This is a genomic window from Binatus sp. (SeqCode) (genome assembly GCF_050013435.1).
Lineage (GTDB): Bacteria > Desulfobacterota > Binatia > Binatales > Binataceae > Binatus.
The window spans coordinates 1-15,246 of the sequence record NZ_JBEKFG010000041.1 but is presented as its reverse complement, the minus strand read 5'-3'; the positions used below and the strand labels follow the sequence as shown (position 1 = coordinate 15,246).

10 protein-coding genes are annotated in these 15,246 nt (G+C 63.0%); 9 read left to right on the top strand and 1 reads right to left on the bottom strand.

Translation table 11 applies throughout. From position 1 onward, the window contains the following. The first annotated feature begins 34 nt into the window (after positions 1-34). The 8 genes from topA (at position 35) to ABSB13_RS09850 (ending at position 11,451) form a co-directional block, all read left to right on the top strand. Complete coding sequence (topA, locus tag ABSB13_RS09885) at positions 35-2,359, top strand: type I DNA topoisomerase (protein WP_428107790.1); 2,325 nt, start codon at positions 35-37, stop codon at positions 2,357-2,359. A gap of 455 nt (positions 2,360-2,814) precedes the next feature. After that, complete coding sequence (trmFO, locus tag ABSB13_RS09880; protein ID WP_428107788.1) at positions 2,815-4,164, top strand: methylenetetrahydrofolate--tRNA-(uracil(54)-C(5))-methyltransferase (FADH(2)-oxidizing) TrmFO; 1,350 nt, start codon at positions 2,815-2,817, stop codon at positions 4,162-4,164. Positions 4,165-4,186: 22 nt separating this feature from the next. Further along, the gene (locus tag ABSB13_RS09875; RefSeq protein ID WP_331957993.1) at positions 4,187-4,456 is read left to right on the top strand and encodes an HU family DNA-binding protein; all 270 of its coding nucleotides are present in this window, start codon (positions 4,187-4,189) and stop codon (positions 4,454-4,456) included. 164 nt (positions 4,457-4,620) lie between these two features. Next, the gene (locus ABSB13_RS09870; RefSeq protein ID WP_428107786.1) at positions 4,621-5,931 is read left to right on the top strand and encodes a glycosyltransferase family 39 protein; all 1,311 of its coding nucleotides are present in this window, start codon (positions 4,621-4,623) and stop codon (positions 5,929-5,931) included. Between the two features lie 7 nt (positions 5,932-5,938). Then, on the top strand, positions 5,939-7,507 hold the full coding sequence (locus ABSB13_RS09865; protein WP_428107784.1) for a hypothetical protein: 1,569 nt from the start codon (positions 5,939-5,941) through the stop codon (positions 7,505-7,507). 25 nt (positions 7,508-7,532) lie between these two features. Beyond that, positions 7,533-9,092, top strand: coding sequence for a hypothetical protein (locus ABSB13_RS09860; protein ID WP_428107782.1), 1,560 nt, complete (start codon positions 7,533-7,535; stop codon positions 9,090-9,092). Between the two features lie 156 nt (positions 9,093-9,248). Then, positions 9,249-10,334 carry a Zn-dependent alcohol dehydrogenase gene (locus ABSB13_RS09855; protein ID WP_428107780.1) on the top strand — a complete coding sequence of 362 codons (1,086 nt, stop codon included), beginning with the start codon at positions 9,249-9,251 and terminating at the stop codon, positions 10,332-10,334. A gap of 31 nt (positions 10,335-10,365) precedes the next feature. Next, a complete protein-coding gene (locus ABSB13_RS09850; protein WP_428107779.1) occupies positions 10,366-11,451 on the top strand; it encodes a Zn-dependent alcohol dehydrogenase in 1,086 nt (361 codons plus the stop codon). A gap of 66 nt (positions 11,452-11,517) precedes the next feature. On the opposite strand, the gene ABSB13_RS09845 is transcribed toward ABSB13_RS09850, so the two are convergent. Beyond that, positions 11,518-12,438 (bottom strand): NAD-dependent epimerase/dehydratase family protein, encoded by a 921-nt coding sequence (locus ABSB13_RS09845; RefSeq protein ID WP_428107777.1) that lies wholly within the window; start codon positions 12,436-12,438, stop codon positions 11,518-11,520. Between the two features lie 120 nt (positions 12,439-12,558). Between ABSB13_RS09845 and ABSB13_RS09840 the strand changes: the two genes are divergently transcribed. Continuing rightward, the coding region (locus ABSB13_RS09840; protein ID WP_428107775.1) for a methionine synthase at positions 12,559-15,246 on the top strand (2,688 nt) is incomplete at its 3' end.

The window sequence follows — 15,246 nt, the reverse complement described above, 5'->3', positions numbered from 1 at the left end:
AAGGTGGGAACGGGGGCTGGAGGCGCCTAAATCGGTGGCAAAAAATCTCGTAATCGTCGAATCGCCCGCAAAGGCGAAAACCATCAAGCGTTACCTCGGTAGCGATTACCAGGTGATGCCCTCGGTCGGCCATGTGGTGGACCTGCCCAAGAGCAAGCTGGGTGTCGATGTCGAGCACGATTTCGCTCCCGACTACGTCGTAATCAAGGGCAAAGAGAAGGTAATCGGCGAGATCAAGAGCGCCGCCAAGGGCAAGGAGAATATCTACCTCGCCAGCGACCCCGACCGCGAAGGCGAGGCGATCGCGTGGCATATCGCCGAACATCTCGGCAAGACCAAGTCCAACGTGCGGCGCGTGCTGCTCCATGAAATCACGGCTGCCGCCGTCAAGGAGGCGGTCGCCAATCCCTCGAACCTCGATCACCACCTGTTCGACGCGTACCAGGCGCGCCGGGTGCTCGATCGGCTGGTTGGATACAAGCTAAGTCCGCTGCTGTGGGACAAGGTCAAACGCGGGATCAGCGCCGGGCGCGTGCAATCGGTCGCGCTGCGGATAATCGTCGATCGCGAACGCGAGCGCGAGGCATTCCGCGCCGAAGAGTACTGGACGCTCGACGCCCGCCTTTCCGCCAAAAATCCCCCGCCCTTCAAGGCGCGCCTGTTCAGCTACAAAGACGAGCGTATCGACAACAAGTCCCGCAAGCTGCCCGAAGCCGAGGCGCGCGCGATCATGGCGGCCGTCGAGGCTGCGCCCTTCAAAGTCAAAAGCGTCGAGCGCAAGGAAGTCCGCCGTAGTCCGACGCCCCCGTTCATCACCTCGCGGCTTCAGCAGGAGGCCTCGCGCAAGCTCTACTTTCAGCCGCGGCGCACGATGCAGATCGCGCAGAAGCTGTACGAGGGTGTCGAGCTGGGCGAGCAGGGCGCGGTCGGGCTTATCACTTATATGCGCACCGACTCGCCGCGCGTTTCCGACCAGGCGCTCGAGTCCGTCCGCAACCATATCGGCTCGCGCTATGGCAAGGAGTACGTTCCCGACAAGCCGAACTTTTATCGCTCCGGCAAGCAGGCGCAGGGCGCGCACGAAGCTATTCGCCCGACCGCCGTCGAGCGCGGCCCCGAGTCCATCGCCCGCTACCTCGACAAGGATGCGCTCGCGCTCTACACGCTGATTTACAATCGCTTCGTCTCGAGCCAGATGACCCCGGCGGTGTACGACCGCACCACCGTGGACATCGAATCTGCCGACGCCATCTTCCGCGCGACCGGGCAAGTGATGAAGTTCGACGGCTTCATGCGCGTGTATATCGAAGGCCAGGACGAAGTCTCCGGCGACGACGAAGAAGGCAACTTGCCGATGCTCAGTGAAGGCGAGACGCTCAAATTGCTGGGGCTGGACCCGGAGCAGCATTTCACGCAGCCTCCCCCGCGCTTCACGCAAGCCACGCTCATCAAGGAGCTCGAAGAGCAGGGGATAGGGCGTCCTTCGACCTACGCCGCAATCATGACCAGCATCCTGAAGGTCGAGTATGTCGAAGAAGACGAGAGCAAGCGGATGCGTCCGACGTCGCTGGGCCGGGTCGTCAACGACATGCTGGTCAAGGCGTTTCCCGACATTCTGGAGTCGGGCTTCACCGCGCAGTTCGAAGAGGATCTCGACAAGGTGGAAGAGGGCGCCGAGAACTGGGTGAAGACCCTGCGGCGCTTTTACGGCCCGTTCGCCAAGGACCTGGCCGAGGCCAAGCAGAAGATGCCCGAGGTCAAGCGCAAGGGCCTGCCCACCGGGCTCAAATGCGAGCTTGACGGCGGAGACATGGTGATCAAATGGGGGCGCAACGGCGAGTTCATCGCCTGTTCGAACTACCCCAAATGCACCAACACCGGCGAGATCGCGCGCGACGACCAGGGGATTATCACCCTCAAGGCTCCCTCGGCGCCCGTGCCTACCGATGAAGTCTGCGAGAAGTGCGGAAAGCCGATGGTCAAGCGGCGCTCACGCTTTGGCGAATTCCTGGGATGCTCGGGGTATCCGGAGTGCGACGGAATCAAGCGCCTGCAGTCGGCGCCGGCGAAGACCGGGGTCGCGTGCCCGGAATGCAAGGAAGGTGAGATCCTCGAGCGTCGCAGCCGCCGCGGAAAGATTTTCTTCGGATGCGGCCGCTATCCGAAATGTAAGTTCGCAGCCTGGGACAAAGTCGTCCCGCAGCCGTGCCCAACTTGCGGCGCGAACTACATGGTCGAGAAGAACTTGAAGCGCACCGGCGTCACCTGGCAATGCGCCAACAAGGAATGCGGCTACAAGGCTCCCGCGCCTGCCGCCGAGCAGCCCGCGCCGGCGCCCGCCTCGACGCCTCCCGCGTAGCGCGTTCGTTTCACTTTTCGCTTTTCACCGTTTCACTGCGCCGGATTCGCGCGGTCTCTTCCCTCGCGTAGTCGCGAAAAGATGCGCTGCGCAGATTTTCGCGTCTTCTGACCACTGGGTGCAGGGGTCAGCCCCTGCCGCCCGCCGCGCAGGCGATTCTTCCTTCGTGCGCGGGTGAACTAGTTCAGCCTGCCCCCATTGGATTCGGCGTGCTACACATACGCTATGGTCAACCGCCAGGATATCCCGTACTCGCCCGGCTCACTCGACATCGGGCGAGGTCTGCTTCCGGCAGAAATTATTTTTGACGGAACAAAGCTAGCCCTAGAGGCCAGCCGTCCCAAAACCACAACTAATGGTATAAAATCGCTCTTTTCGGCCCCATTCGATGACTCAGAAAAACACCACGATCGCGGCTCGCCGCATCCAGGCTCGTGTTCAGCCGGCAATTCCCGATGAGTGAAAGCAATGTCACCGTTGTCGGAGCGGGGCTCGCGGGCAGCGAGGCTGCTTACCAGCTCGCGCGCCGGGGTGTCGCGGTGCGGCTGGTCGAGATGCGGCCGGTCAAAATGACCGAAGCGCATCGGACTGCGGATTTTGCGGAGCTCGTATGCTCGAATTCGCTGCGCAACGATTCGATGGAGACCGCCGTCGGCGTGCTGAAAGAAGAGATGCGCCGGCTTGGCTCGCTCGTGATTGCGGCTGCCGATCGCGCGCGGGTGCCGGCGGGTTCCGCGCTCGCCGTCGATCGCAATGATTTCTCGCGCGCCATCACCGCGGCCCTCGAGGATCATCCGATGGTCGAGATTTCACGCGCCGAGGCGTCGGAGATACCCGCCGGTCTGGCAATTCTCGCCACCGGTCCTCTGACCAGCCCGGCGCTGGGCGAGGCGCTCAACCGACTGATCGGTCCGCGCAACTTGTATTTCTACGACGCGATCGCGCCTATCGTCGCCGCCGATTCGATCGACATGGCGGTGGCGTTCAAGGCCTCGCGCTACGGCAAGGGCGGCGACGATTACATCAATTGCCCGATGACCGATGTTCAGTACCACGCCTTCGTCGCGGCGGTTGTAGCCTCTGAGAAAATCGAGCTGCATCCGTTCGAGAAGCCGGTTTATTTCGAAGGATGCATGCCGATTGAGGAAATGGCGCGCCGCGGCCCGATGACGCTCGCGTTCGGCCCGATGCGCCCAGTCGGGCTCTCAGAGCCACGCAGCGGGCGCCGGCCGTTTGCGGTCGTGCAACTGCGCCAGGACGACGCCGCCGCCCGCCTGTACAACATGGTCGGCTTCCAGACCAAGATGACCTATCCGGAGCAGCTCCGCGTGCTGCGAATGATCCCCGCACTGGAAAAGGCGGAGTTCGTGCGCCTCGGCTCGATCCATCGCAACACCTTTGTCGATTCGCCGCGCCTGATCCGCCCCACGCTCCAGCTCAAGGCGCGCGACGATTTGTTTTTGGCTGGCCAGATGGTCGGGGTCGAAGGCTACGTCGAATCCGCCGCCGCTGGTTTGCTGGCGGGAATCAACGCCGCGAACCTGGTCATGAATCGCGAATTGATCGTTCCACCGCCCGAGACCGCGCTCGGATCGCTGGTCGCGTATATCACCGATCCCGCGCGGCGCGACTTCCAGCCGATGAACGCGAACTACGGCCTGATGCCTGATCTGAAGATCCGTGCGCGAGGCCGTGAGAAGAAAATCGAGATCGGTAAGCGTGCGCTGTCGGCAATCGACGGGTGGATCGAGCGCAATCAAATCGAACCGCCTGCGGCTATGGCTCCGCGCGCGCTTCGGCTATAGGAATTCGTGGAGGTCCTTGCCGATGACCAAAGCGGAATTGATTGACACGATCGCCCGGTCCACCGATCAACCCAAGAAGCTGGTCGCCACTACCCTGGACCTAGCCTTCGAACAAATTGCGCGCTCCATTCGCAAGGACAAGCGCTTCTGGGTGCCCGGCTTCGGCACCTTTTCCGTGCGCCGGCGCCGCGCTCGCGCCGGCTTCAATCCACGCACCAACGCGCCAATGACCATCCCGGCGGCTCGCACGGTGGGCTTTCGTCCGGCGCCGCAGCTAAGGAAGGGTCTCTGACGGCCGCTTCCAAAGCCGCCGAGCGCGATCAAACACGCGTTCGTCCGCACGATCAAACGACACCCCGCCCGATCGTTTCGGCCCGTGCGCTAAGTCTCATCCTGCTCATTGTCGCTCTCGCCGCGGGCGCTGCGATCCGCTTCGCCAATCTCGGCGCGCTCGAGATGTCGCCGGACGAGGGCGCATCATGGGCGGCCGCCTCCGCGCCGACCGCCGCCGAAGTGATCGCCCGCCAACCCTTGCTCAATCCCGGCGAGCTGCCGATCCACGACTTGATGCTGCATGGATGGATCGCGCTTTTCGGATCGAGCCTGGCCGCGATGCGCGCGATGTCGGCGGCCCTGGGCGTCGTGTCGATACTGGTGGTTTATCTTGTCAGCCTCGAACTGTTCGCCCCCGGGTCTGAAAGAGAATCGGCGATGGCCGGCGGCGACGCCGGGATGATTGCCGGACTTGGCGCGCTGGTCTTCGCCGTGAACCTCGTCACGATCAAGTACTCGCGCGAGGCGCGGATGTATCCGCTGATGCTCGCGGCGATTCTCGCGCAAGTCGCGATGTTCCTCCGCGCGCTTCGCGTCGGCGGCCTCGCTAACTACGCGGCGGTCCTGGTTCTGACCGCAATTGCGATCGCCTCGAACTTCGCCGCATTGCTGGTGCCCGCGACCGAAGGCTTGTGGCTGCTGATTGTAATAGCGCGCGCCCGATGGCGCCCGGATAATGCCAGGGCACTGCGCGCATGGGCGATCGCGATTGCGCTTGCGGCTGCCGGATTGATCCTCGTGCCGAAGCTTTTTACTTCTTTGCACGCGGCCTCGGCGGGGACCGTCGGCGGATGGCGGAAGCCGCCGGCCTTATACGCGCCCTTCGCGCTGTTCAATAAGGCGACCGGCAGCTTCGCATTCCCGATTCTCGCGGCGCTAGCGGTTTGGGGTGTGGTGCGCGGATGGCGCCGCGAACGCAACGCCGTTGCCTTCGCGCTGCTGTGGATGTGGGCGCCACCGGCGGCGATGGTTGTCGCGTCGTACACGATTGCGCCGGTGTTCGTCGAGCGTTACGCGCTGTCGTGCTTCGTCCCGTTTTTCATCCTCGTCGCGTTGGGTATCTTCGAGCTGCCCGGCGATCTCGTCCGCATCGGCGCGCTTGTGCTCGCAGTCGCATTCTCCGCCGGCCATATCGTTTCGTACGATCGCAAGCCGCACGACGCGCAATATCGCGAAGCAATTGCGGCTGCCTCCTCCGCGCTCAAACCCGGCGAGGTCATGACCGTTGTTCCGGCCTATGCGATCGAAGTGCTCCGATATTATCTCCCCGCCGATCAACTCGATCGCGCGGTTCGCTACGGCCCGCCAGCATCAGCGGCTGCGGTGTTGATTTTGGGCGATCAGAACCTCGCGCCGGATGCCGCCCGGTCATATAGAAAGGTATATCCGGATGTGGTCGCGCGGCTGCGCGGCGTAACGGTTCTGCGACGGTGAAATCGCGATGAGCCTGGTGGCCGCCGGTCCCGCTCGCGTCTCGCTGTTGCGCTACTCGCCGGCGCTGGTCCTGTTCGCAATTGTGGTCGCGGACGCACGCCAGCTCAACGATCCCGATCTCTGGGGACACGTTCTGTGGGGCCGCGAGTTGCTCGCTCATGGCTCGCTGCCGCGCGTCAATCCTTATTCGTATTCGGCGCCGGGCTTTCCGTGGCTGCATCATGAATGGTTGAGCGAAGTCCTGATGGCTTCGATGTTCGACAAGTTCGGACCGCTGGGCCTCAAGCTGCTCAAGTTCCTGTGCACCGCCGGCACCATCTGCTTTATCGTTCTCGCTGAATCCGAAACCGCTGTGCCGGCGTTCGTGCAGGCGGCAATCCTGCTGGTGGTGGCGCTGATCCTGCTGCCTGCCATGCAGTTCCGGCCGCAGCTATTCGATTTCGTCGCGCTGTCAGCGATCATCGCGCTGCTCGCCCGTCACAACTGGCGCGGTTCGGCGAGGCTTTGGATTGCGATTCCAATCGTCGCGGTCTGGAGCAATTTCCACGGTGGATTTTTCATAGGCCTCGTCGCGATGGGTGTGTATGGAGCAGCTACGCTCCTGTCCGACATCCTTGCGCGCCGCGGTCCGCGTCGCGGCCTGGGCATTATTGCGATTACCGCCGCCGCTGCCGCATCTACATTGTGCACGCTTCTGATCCCGCCCGCGCGCGACACCTGGCACACGCTGATCCACTCGATCCTGAACCCGATGACGCATTACGCGATTGTGGATTGGATACCGCTGATAGCTGCTCTGAGGACCGCGCCAGGCGGAAGCATCCAGCAGAAGTATTTCGTCCTGGCAATTTTATTTTTTGCCGCCGCAGTCGTATCGGTTGTTCTCACACCGAAACGTGCGGACGCGCCGCTCGTCGCGGTCGCCGCCGTGATGCTCGCGGCTGCCTTCTCAGCCGTCCGCAACATCCCGATTGCGGCGATTGCGATCGCTCCCGTTATCGCGAACCATCTTGGCCTCCTGCGGCGGCCGCGCGAGGTCACCGTCCCCCGCCCTGTGAGCGCTCGTGCGATGCCGCGTGCGGGCCGGCTAGTCATTGAAATCCTGATCGCGGTCGTCGCCATCGGGTTCGCGCGGTCCAGCGGAGTTCTGTCGCCGGGAATAGACGCGTCCGGGTATCCTGTGCGCGCCGTCGAGTTCATGAAAAATCACGGGCTCGAGGGTAACCTGTTGACGCAGTTCGCATGGGGTCAGTACGTCATTTGGCATGACGCGCCCGGCATGAAAGTCTTCATCGACAGCCGCTACGACCTGGCCTATCCTCCCGCAGTGGTGCAGGACTACCTTGAGTTCGCCAGCAACGTGGCCGGCGGAGCGCATACGCTGGCGGCGTATCCGCATGATTTCGTTTTGATCGAGAGAGGTTCGCCGGCCGTAAAGCTGATGGATTCCCAGCGCGATTGGCGGCTCATCTATAGCGACGACACGGCCCGGCTGTACGCGCGCGCGAACTCACCAGCCGCGCGGCTCGAGGGTGTTCCGATCGCGGGCGCATCCGGGCCGTCGATGTTCCCATAGTCCACGGGCATAACGGGATACCATCGTGACCGCCAGTCCCGCTCGCGTCTCGCTGCTGCGCTACTCCCCGGCGCTGGTCCTGCTCGCAATTGTGATCGCCGACGCACTCCAGCACAGTGGCGCCGATCTCTGGGGACACGTTCTGTGGGGCCGCGAGCTTCTCGCTCACGGCTCGCTGCCGCGCGTCAATCCCTATTCGTATTCAGCCCCGGGCTTCCCGTGGCTGCGGCATGAATGGTTGAGCGAAGTCCTGATGGCTTCGATGTTCGACAAGTTCGGCCCCTTCGGCCTGAAGCTGCTCAAGTTCCTGTGCGTGGCCGCCACCATCTGTTTTATCGTTCTCGCTGAATCCGAAACCGCCGCGCCGGCGATTGTGCAGGCGGCAATCCTGCTGGTGGTGGCGCTGATCCTGCTGCCTGCGATGCAGTTCCGGCCGCAGCTATTCGATTTCGTCGCGCTGTCAGCGATTATCGCGCTGCTTGCCCGTCACAACTGGCGCGGTTCGGCAAGGCTTTGGATTGCGATTCCGATCGTCGCGGTCTGGAGCAATTTTCACGCTGGATTTTTTATAGGCCTGGTCGCGATGGGCGTGTATGGAGCAACTACGCTCCTCTCCGACATCCTTGCGCGCCGCGGTCCGCGTCGCGGCCTGGGCATTATTGCGATCACCGCCGCCGCTGCCGCATCTACATTGTGCACCTTTCTGATCCCGCCCGCGCGCGACACCTGGTACTCGCTGATCAGCGAGCTCCTGAACCCGATGACGCGGATTCAGGTTGCGGATTGGCGGCCGCTGATGGTTGATCTGACGACCGCGCCTGGCGGAAGCATCCAGCAGAAGTATTTCGTCCTGGTGTTTTTATTTTTTGCCGCCGCAGTTGTATCGGTTGTCCTCACACCGAAACGAGCGGACGCGCCTCTGGTCGCGGTCGCCGCCGTAATGCTCGCGGCTGCCTTCGCGGCCGTCCGCAACATCCCGATTGCGGCGATTACGCTTGCGCCTGTGCTCGCGAACCATCTTGGTCTCCTGCGGCGGCCGCGCGAGGTCACCGCTCCCCGCGCCGTGAGCGCTCGTGCGATGCCGCGGGCGGGCCGCTTGGTCATTGAAATCCTGATCGTGGTCGTCGCCATCTGGTTCGCGCGGTCCAGCGGAGTTCTGTCGCCCGGCATAGACGTAACCGACAATCCTGTCGATGCCGTAAACTTCATGAACGGCCACCGCCTCGCGGGCAACGTGCTGACTACTTTTGAATGGGGCCAGTACGTCATTTGGCACGGCGCGCCCGGCACCAAAGTCTTCATCGATAGCCGCTACGACGAGGGCTATCCTGCCACGGTGATCCGCGACTACCTCGAGCTTGCCGGCAACACCGCCGGTGGCGCGCATACGCTCGCGGCGTATCCGCATGATTTCGTTTTGGTCCAGAAGGATTCGCCGGCCGTAAAGCTGATGGATTCCCGGCGCGATTGGCGGCTCATCTATAGCGACCACACGGCCCGGCTGTATGCGCGCGCGGACTCAGCTGCCGCCCGGCTCGAGGGTGTTCCGTTCGTGGGCACCTCCCGGCCGTCGATGTTCCCGTAGTTCCGTCATCGGCGCCGCGAAGTCCCGCACTGGAAATGCGCCGCCAGTGTGGTAGTAAGGTAATCGCCACGGCGCGCGCGCGGTGCAGGATATTTTTTGTCTATCGCTGCCCGCACGTGCAGCCGGGATTATCGCCACATTCAAGGAGCACTCAGAATGAAAGCCGCTGTTTTTCACGGGCCCAATTTGCCGCTCAGTATCGAGGACGTCGAACTCGACAAACCGCAGGACCGCGAAGTCCTGATCAAGACCGTCGCCAGCGGCGTATGCCATAGCGACCTGCATTTCGTTGACGGTTTATATCCCTACCCTGCGCCCGCGGTGCTCGGCCACGAGGCCGCCGGCATCATCGAAGAAGTCGGCAAACAGGTGACCTACGTGAAGCCCGGCGATCACGTGATCTGCTGCCTGTCGGTGTTCTGCGGCAACTGCGAGCAGTGCATGTCGGGGCATCCGAATCGATGCTCGAACAAGGCCGCCACGCAGCGCAACCCTCAGGACAAGCCGCGCATCTCGCAGAAGGGCAAGCCGGTCTTTCAGTTCCTGGACATCTCGTCTTACTGCGAGAAGATGCTGCTGCATGAGAATGCGGTGGTGAAAATTCGCGAGGACCTGCCGCTGGATCGCGCGGCGTTGATCGGATGCGGCGTGATGACCGGCGTCGGCGCGGTGCTCAATACCGCGAAGATCGAACCCGGCTCGACGGTTGCGGTATTCGGCGCGGGCGGCGTTGGACTCGCCGCGATCCAGGGCGCGCGGATCGCGGGCGCGCGCAAAATAATCGCGGTCGATATGTTCGAGGGCAAGCTCGCGATGGCCAAGCGGATGGGCGCGACCGACACCGTTGACGCGTCGAGCAGCGATCCTGTCGATGAAATCAGAAAAATGACTGGCGGCGGCGTCGACTACTCGTTTGAAGCGATCGGACTCAAGAAAGCCGCCGAGCAGGCGTTCAACGCGATCAAGGCCGGCGGCACTGCGACCGTGATCGGCATGATTCCCGTCGGCCAGAAGGTCGAAATGGACGGCTTCATGTTTCTGACCGAGCGCAAGCTGCAAGGCTCCAACATGGGCTCGAACCGATTCCGCATCGACATGCCCCGTTACATCGACTTCTACATGCAGGGCCGCCTCAATCTCGACGACATGATCAGCCGCCGCGGCAAGCTCGAGGACGTCAACGAGGCGTTCCGCGCCATGAAGGCCGGCGAGGTCGCGCGCACTGTCCTGATGTTCAACTAGCGCGGATTCACTGAAAAGAGGAGCAATCCAGATGAAAGCTGCTGTCTTCCACGGTCCCGGTCAGCCACTCACCATCGAGCAGGTCGATATCGACGAACCCAAAGCGCGCGAAGTCGTCGTGCGCACGGTCGCCAGCGGCGTGTGCCATAGCGATCTTCATTTCGTGGACGGGCTGTACTTTTGGATGACCCCCGCGATCCTCGGCCACGAGGCCGCCGGCGTCGTCGAGAAAGTCGGCTCGCAGGTCGCGTACCTCAAGCCCGGTGACCACGTGATCGCGTGCCTGTCGGTCTTTTGCGGCTACTGCGAGGAATGCATGTCCGGGCGTCCGAATCTCTGCTCGAACAAGGAGGCCACCCAACGCGCCCCCGGCGAAGCGCCGCGCCTCTCGCAGAAGGGCCAACTGATCAATCAGTTCGCCGACCTGTCGGGATACGCCGAAAAGATGCTGGTGCACGAAAATGCACTGGTGAAGATCGGCAACGACGTGCCGTTCGATCGCGCCGCGCTGATCGGATGCGGCGTGATGACCGGCGTCGGCGCCGCGCTTAACACCGCGAAAGTTGCGCCGGGATCGACCGTCGCCGTGTTCGGCGCGGGCGGAGTCGGCCTCGCCATCATCCAGGGTGCGCGAATCGCGGGCGCGCGAATGATCATCGCAGTCGACAAGTTCCCCGCCAAGCTCGAACTCGCCAAAAAGCTCGGCGCGACTCACGCCGTCGATGCGTCAAAGGGCGATGCGGTCAGCCAGATTCGCGCGCTCACTGGCGGCGGCGTCGATTACTCGTTCGAAGCGATCGGGCTCAAGCTGGCGGCCGAGCAGGCTTACGAATCGATCGGCGTCGGCGGCGTCGCCACGATTGTCGGGATGGTTCCGCTCGGGCAGAAAGTCGAAGTGGACGGGTTCTCGTTCCTGTTCGAGAAGCGCATCCAGGGATGCTTCATGGGATCGAACCGCTTCCGCATCGACATGCCGCGCATCATCGAGTTCTATCAGCAGGGGCGGCTCGACCTCGACGACATGATCACGCGCCGCGGCAAACTCGAGGACGTCAACGAGGCGTTCCGCGCGATGAAGGCCGGAGAAGTCGCGCGCACGGTGCTGATGTTCGACTGAGCGCGCGCCATTGAATCGCGCCGTGCGCACAGCGCCGGTCGGATTTCCGATCGGCGCTATGTATTTTCACTTCAGCAAATCCGCGATCCCGTCCTCGATCGACACGCGCGGACGCCATCCGAGCACCCGCTCGGCTTGGGTGCGATCCGCGAGCGTATCGCGCATGTCGCCGGCGCGCGCTTCGCGGTGGACTGTCGGTCCACCGATCATCGCCGCAATCCGGTTCACGCTGACGTTCTCGCCGCGTCCGATGTTTATCGCCCGCCCGTCGGCAAGTTCGCAGTCCATCGCCAGGATGTTCGCGGACACCACGTCGCTGACGTGCGTAAAATCCCGCGTCTGTTCGCCGTCGCCGTGAATTTCAAGCGGGCGCCCCTCGCGCCGCGCCTTCAGGAACGCAGCGATTGCCAGCACGTAGGATCCCTCGTCAGGCATTCGCGGACCGTACACGCCGAAGTAGCGAAGCGTAATCGTTTGCATCCCGAACAACCGATGAAACATCCGCGCGTACTGCTCGCCGACATACTTCTGCAGCGCGTACGGATTGAGCGGATTCGGCGTCATCGTCTCGACCAGCGGCATCTTCGCCTGCTCGCCGTACACCGACGACGATCCCGAGTACACCACCCGCCGGACTTTCCGATCACGCGCCGCGATCAGCACGTTCAGCGTCCCGACCACGTTGGTCATATGCGTTTCGACCGGCTTCGCGATCGAAAGCGGAATGCGCGGCAGCGCGGCGACGTGGAACACCGTATCGACGCCGTCGAAGGCTTCGCCGATCGACGCCGCGTCGCGGATATCCGCTTCGACGAACTCGGCCGCGCGGTTCACATAGTCGCGCCGGCCGGTGGCGAAGTTGTCGATCGCTCGCACTCGCATTCCCGCGGCGACGAGCGCGTCCACCAGATGCGATCCGATAAAGCCGGCGCCGCCGGTGACCAGCACCAGGCGTCCCGGCGCTTGCGATTGCAATTTCGTACTCATCTGGTGGAAGTGGTTTGAGGCCTGCTCGCCGAACGCCCGCGCATCGGGCAAAATTGCGTGGTTTGCATCGCTAGGATAACTTAGTTGGTTACCGCCCGCATCTTAAGCGGGCATCCAACAATGACCACCGATGCGCACCGGATCAAGCTCCTGAACGAGTTGCTCGCCGAACGAATCCTCGTTCTGGACGGCGCATTCGGCACCTTCGTGCTCGGCGAGAATCTGAGCGCCACAGACTACGGCGGCGCTCGATACGAAGGCTGCAACGAGAACGTCGTCCGCACCCGCCCGGAGCTGATTCGCCGGATGCACGACGGGTTTCTCGAAGTGGGCGCCGACATAATCGAGACCGCGAGTTTCCAGGCGAGCCCCATCGTGCTCGCCGAATACGGTCTCGAACACGACGTGCACGAGCTCAACCGCCTCGCTGCGACTCTCGCTCGCGAGCAAGCCGCACGCTTCAGCACCGCCGACAAGCCGCGCTTCGTGGCGGGTTCGATGGGTCCGACGACCAAGAGCATCTCGGTCACCGGCGGCGTCACGTTCGATCAGATGCGCGACGGTTACCAGCTGCAGGCCGAAGGCTTGATCGAGGGCGGCGCCGACATCCTGCTGCTGGAAACCGTCAACGACACGCTCAACTGCAAGGCCGGCCTGGTCGGCATCGAGGCTGCGATCGAAAAGCTCGGCGTCGCGCCCGCGGTCGCCGTGTCGGGAACGATCGAGACGATGGGCACGCTGCTCAGCGGGCAGGACATCGAGGCCTTCTACACCTCGCTCGCGCATCGCGACCTGCTCTGGATGGGCCTCAACTGCGCCACCGGTCCCGACTTCATGACCGATCATCTGCGCACGCTCTCGGGCATTTCGAAGTTCTTCGTCGCGTGCGTGCCCAACGCGGGATTGCCCGACGAAGAAGGGCATTACAACGAGACGCCCGCGATGCTCGCCGGGAAAATCGCGCGCTTTGCCGAAAATGGATGGGTCAATCTGGTCGGCGGATGCTGCGGCACGACGCCGGAACATATCCGGCTGCTGGTTCAAGCGGTGGCGGGCAAGCGTCCGCGACCGCGCTCGACCGTCAGGCGCTCGGTGGTTTCCGGAATCGAGACTCTGGTCATCGACAACGACACGCGGCCGGTGATCGTCGGCGAGCGGACCAACGTGCTCGGCAGCCGCAAGTTCAAGCGGCTCGTCGCCGACGGCAAGTTCGAGGAAGCTTCCGAAGTGGGGCGCGTGCAGGTGCGCCGCGGCGCGCACATCCTCGACGTATGCCTGCAGGATCCCGATCGCGACGAGATGGCGGATGTCACACGCTTTCTCGAAATCGAAGTCAAAAAAGTAAAAGTGCCCCTGATGATCGATTCGACCGATCATCGCGTGATCGAAGAGTCGCTCAAGCGCACGCCGGGCAAGTCGCTGATCAATTCGATCAATCTCGAAGACGGCGAGGATCGCTTCAAGAAGGTCGTGCCGCTGGCGCGCCGCTTCGGCGCCGCGCTGGTGGTCGGATGCATCGACGACGACAAGCAGCAGGCGCAAGCCGTTACCCGCGCGCGCAAGCTGCAGGTGGCGGAGCGATCCTTCAAGCTGCTCACCGAAAAATACGGCGTCGAGCCCGAAGATATCATCTTCGATCCGCTGGTTTTCCCGGTCGGCACCGGCGACAAAAATTATATCGGCTCCGGCGTCGAGACGATCGAAGGCATTGCGCTGATCAAGCAGCGGCTTCCGCACTGCAAGACGATCCTCGGCATCTCGAACGTCTCGTTTGGACTTCCGGAGGCGGGCCGCGAAGTGCTCAACGCCGTGATGCTCTATCATTGCGTGCAGGCGGGCCTCGACCTCGCGATCGTCAACTCCGAAAAACTTCATCGCTATCCGTCGATTCCCGAAGAGGAGCGCAACCTCGCCGAGGATTTGATCTGGTGGCGCGGCGACGATCCGATCGCGGCATTTGCCGCCTATTTCCGCGCGCGCAAAAGCACCGTCACGGCCGAGGATCGCAAGTCGATGCCGCTCGACGATCGCCTGGCCCGCTACATTCTCGAAGGTTCCAGGGACGGCCTGGCCGAGGACCTCGACGAGGCGCTGGCTGCCCGCGGACCGCTCGAAATCATCAACGGCCCGTTGATGAAGGGCATGGACGAGGTTGGACGGCTGTTCAACGCCAACCAGATGATTGTCGCCGAAGTCCTGCAATCGGCCGAGGCGATGAAGGCCGCTGTCGCGCACCTCGAACCGCACATGCAGAAGTCCGAAAGCGCGGCCAAGGGCAAGATCATTCTCGCGACGGTAAAGGGCGACGTCCACGATATCGGCAAGAACCTGGTCGAGATCATTCTCGGCAACAACGGCTACCGGGTCGTCAACCTCGGCATCAAGGTGCCGCCCGAGGAACTGATCAAGGCCTTCCGCGAGCATGCGCCGGACGCGATCGGTCTGTCGGGCTTGCTGGTGAAGTCGGCGCAGATGATGGTCGCGACGGCGCAGGACTTGAAGACTGCGGGAATCGATTGTCCGATCCTGGTCGGCGGCGCCGCGCTGTCGAACCGATTCACGCGGATGAAAATCGCGCCTGAGTATGGAGGCCTGGTCGCGTACGCCAACGACGCGATGAACGGGCTCGACCTCGCCAATCAGATCATGGACTTCGAACGGCGCGAATCGCTCAAGCGCGTGCTTGCCGAGCAGTCCAGGAAGATGCTCGAGACCGCGCCCAAGGTCGTCGATGCGAGCGCGGACGCGGCGCCACGCACTTCATCGGTGCGTCGCGACGTCGAGATCCCCAAACCGCCCGACCTCAAG

Excerpts from the sequence above, each read along its gene's own strand:
- trmFO (WP_428107788.1), top strand. The coding sequence starts at position 2,815 with ATGAGTGAAAGCAATGTCACCGTTGTCGGAGCGGGGCTCGCGGGCAGC.
- ABSB13_RS09875 (WP_331957993.1), top strand. The coding sequence starts at position 4,187 with ATGACCAAAGCGGAATTGATTGACACGATCGCCCGGTCCACCGATCAA.
- ABSB13_RS09870 (WP_428107786.1), top strand. The coding sequence starts at position 4,621 with ATGTCGCCGGACGAGGGCGCATCATGGGCGGCCGCCTCCGCGCCGACC.
- ABSB13_RS09865 (WP_428107784.1), top strand. The coding sequence starts at position 5,939 with ATGAGCCTGGTGGCCGCCGGTCCCGCTCGCGTCTCGCTGTTGCGCTAC.
- ABSB13_RS09855 (WP_428107780.1), top strand. The coding sequence starts at position 9,249 with ATGAAAGCCGCTGTTTTTCACGGGCCCAATTTGCCGCTCAGTATCGAG.
- ABSB13_RS09850 (WP_428107779.1), top strand. The coding sequence starts at position 10,366 with ATGAAAGCTGCTGTCTTCCACGGTCCCGGTCAGCCACTCACCATCGAG.
- ABSB13_RS09845 (WP_428107777.1), bottom strand. The coding sequence starts at position 12,438 with ATGAGTACGAAATTGCAATCGCAAGCGCCGGGACGCCTGGTGCTGGTC.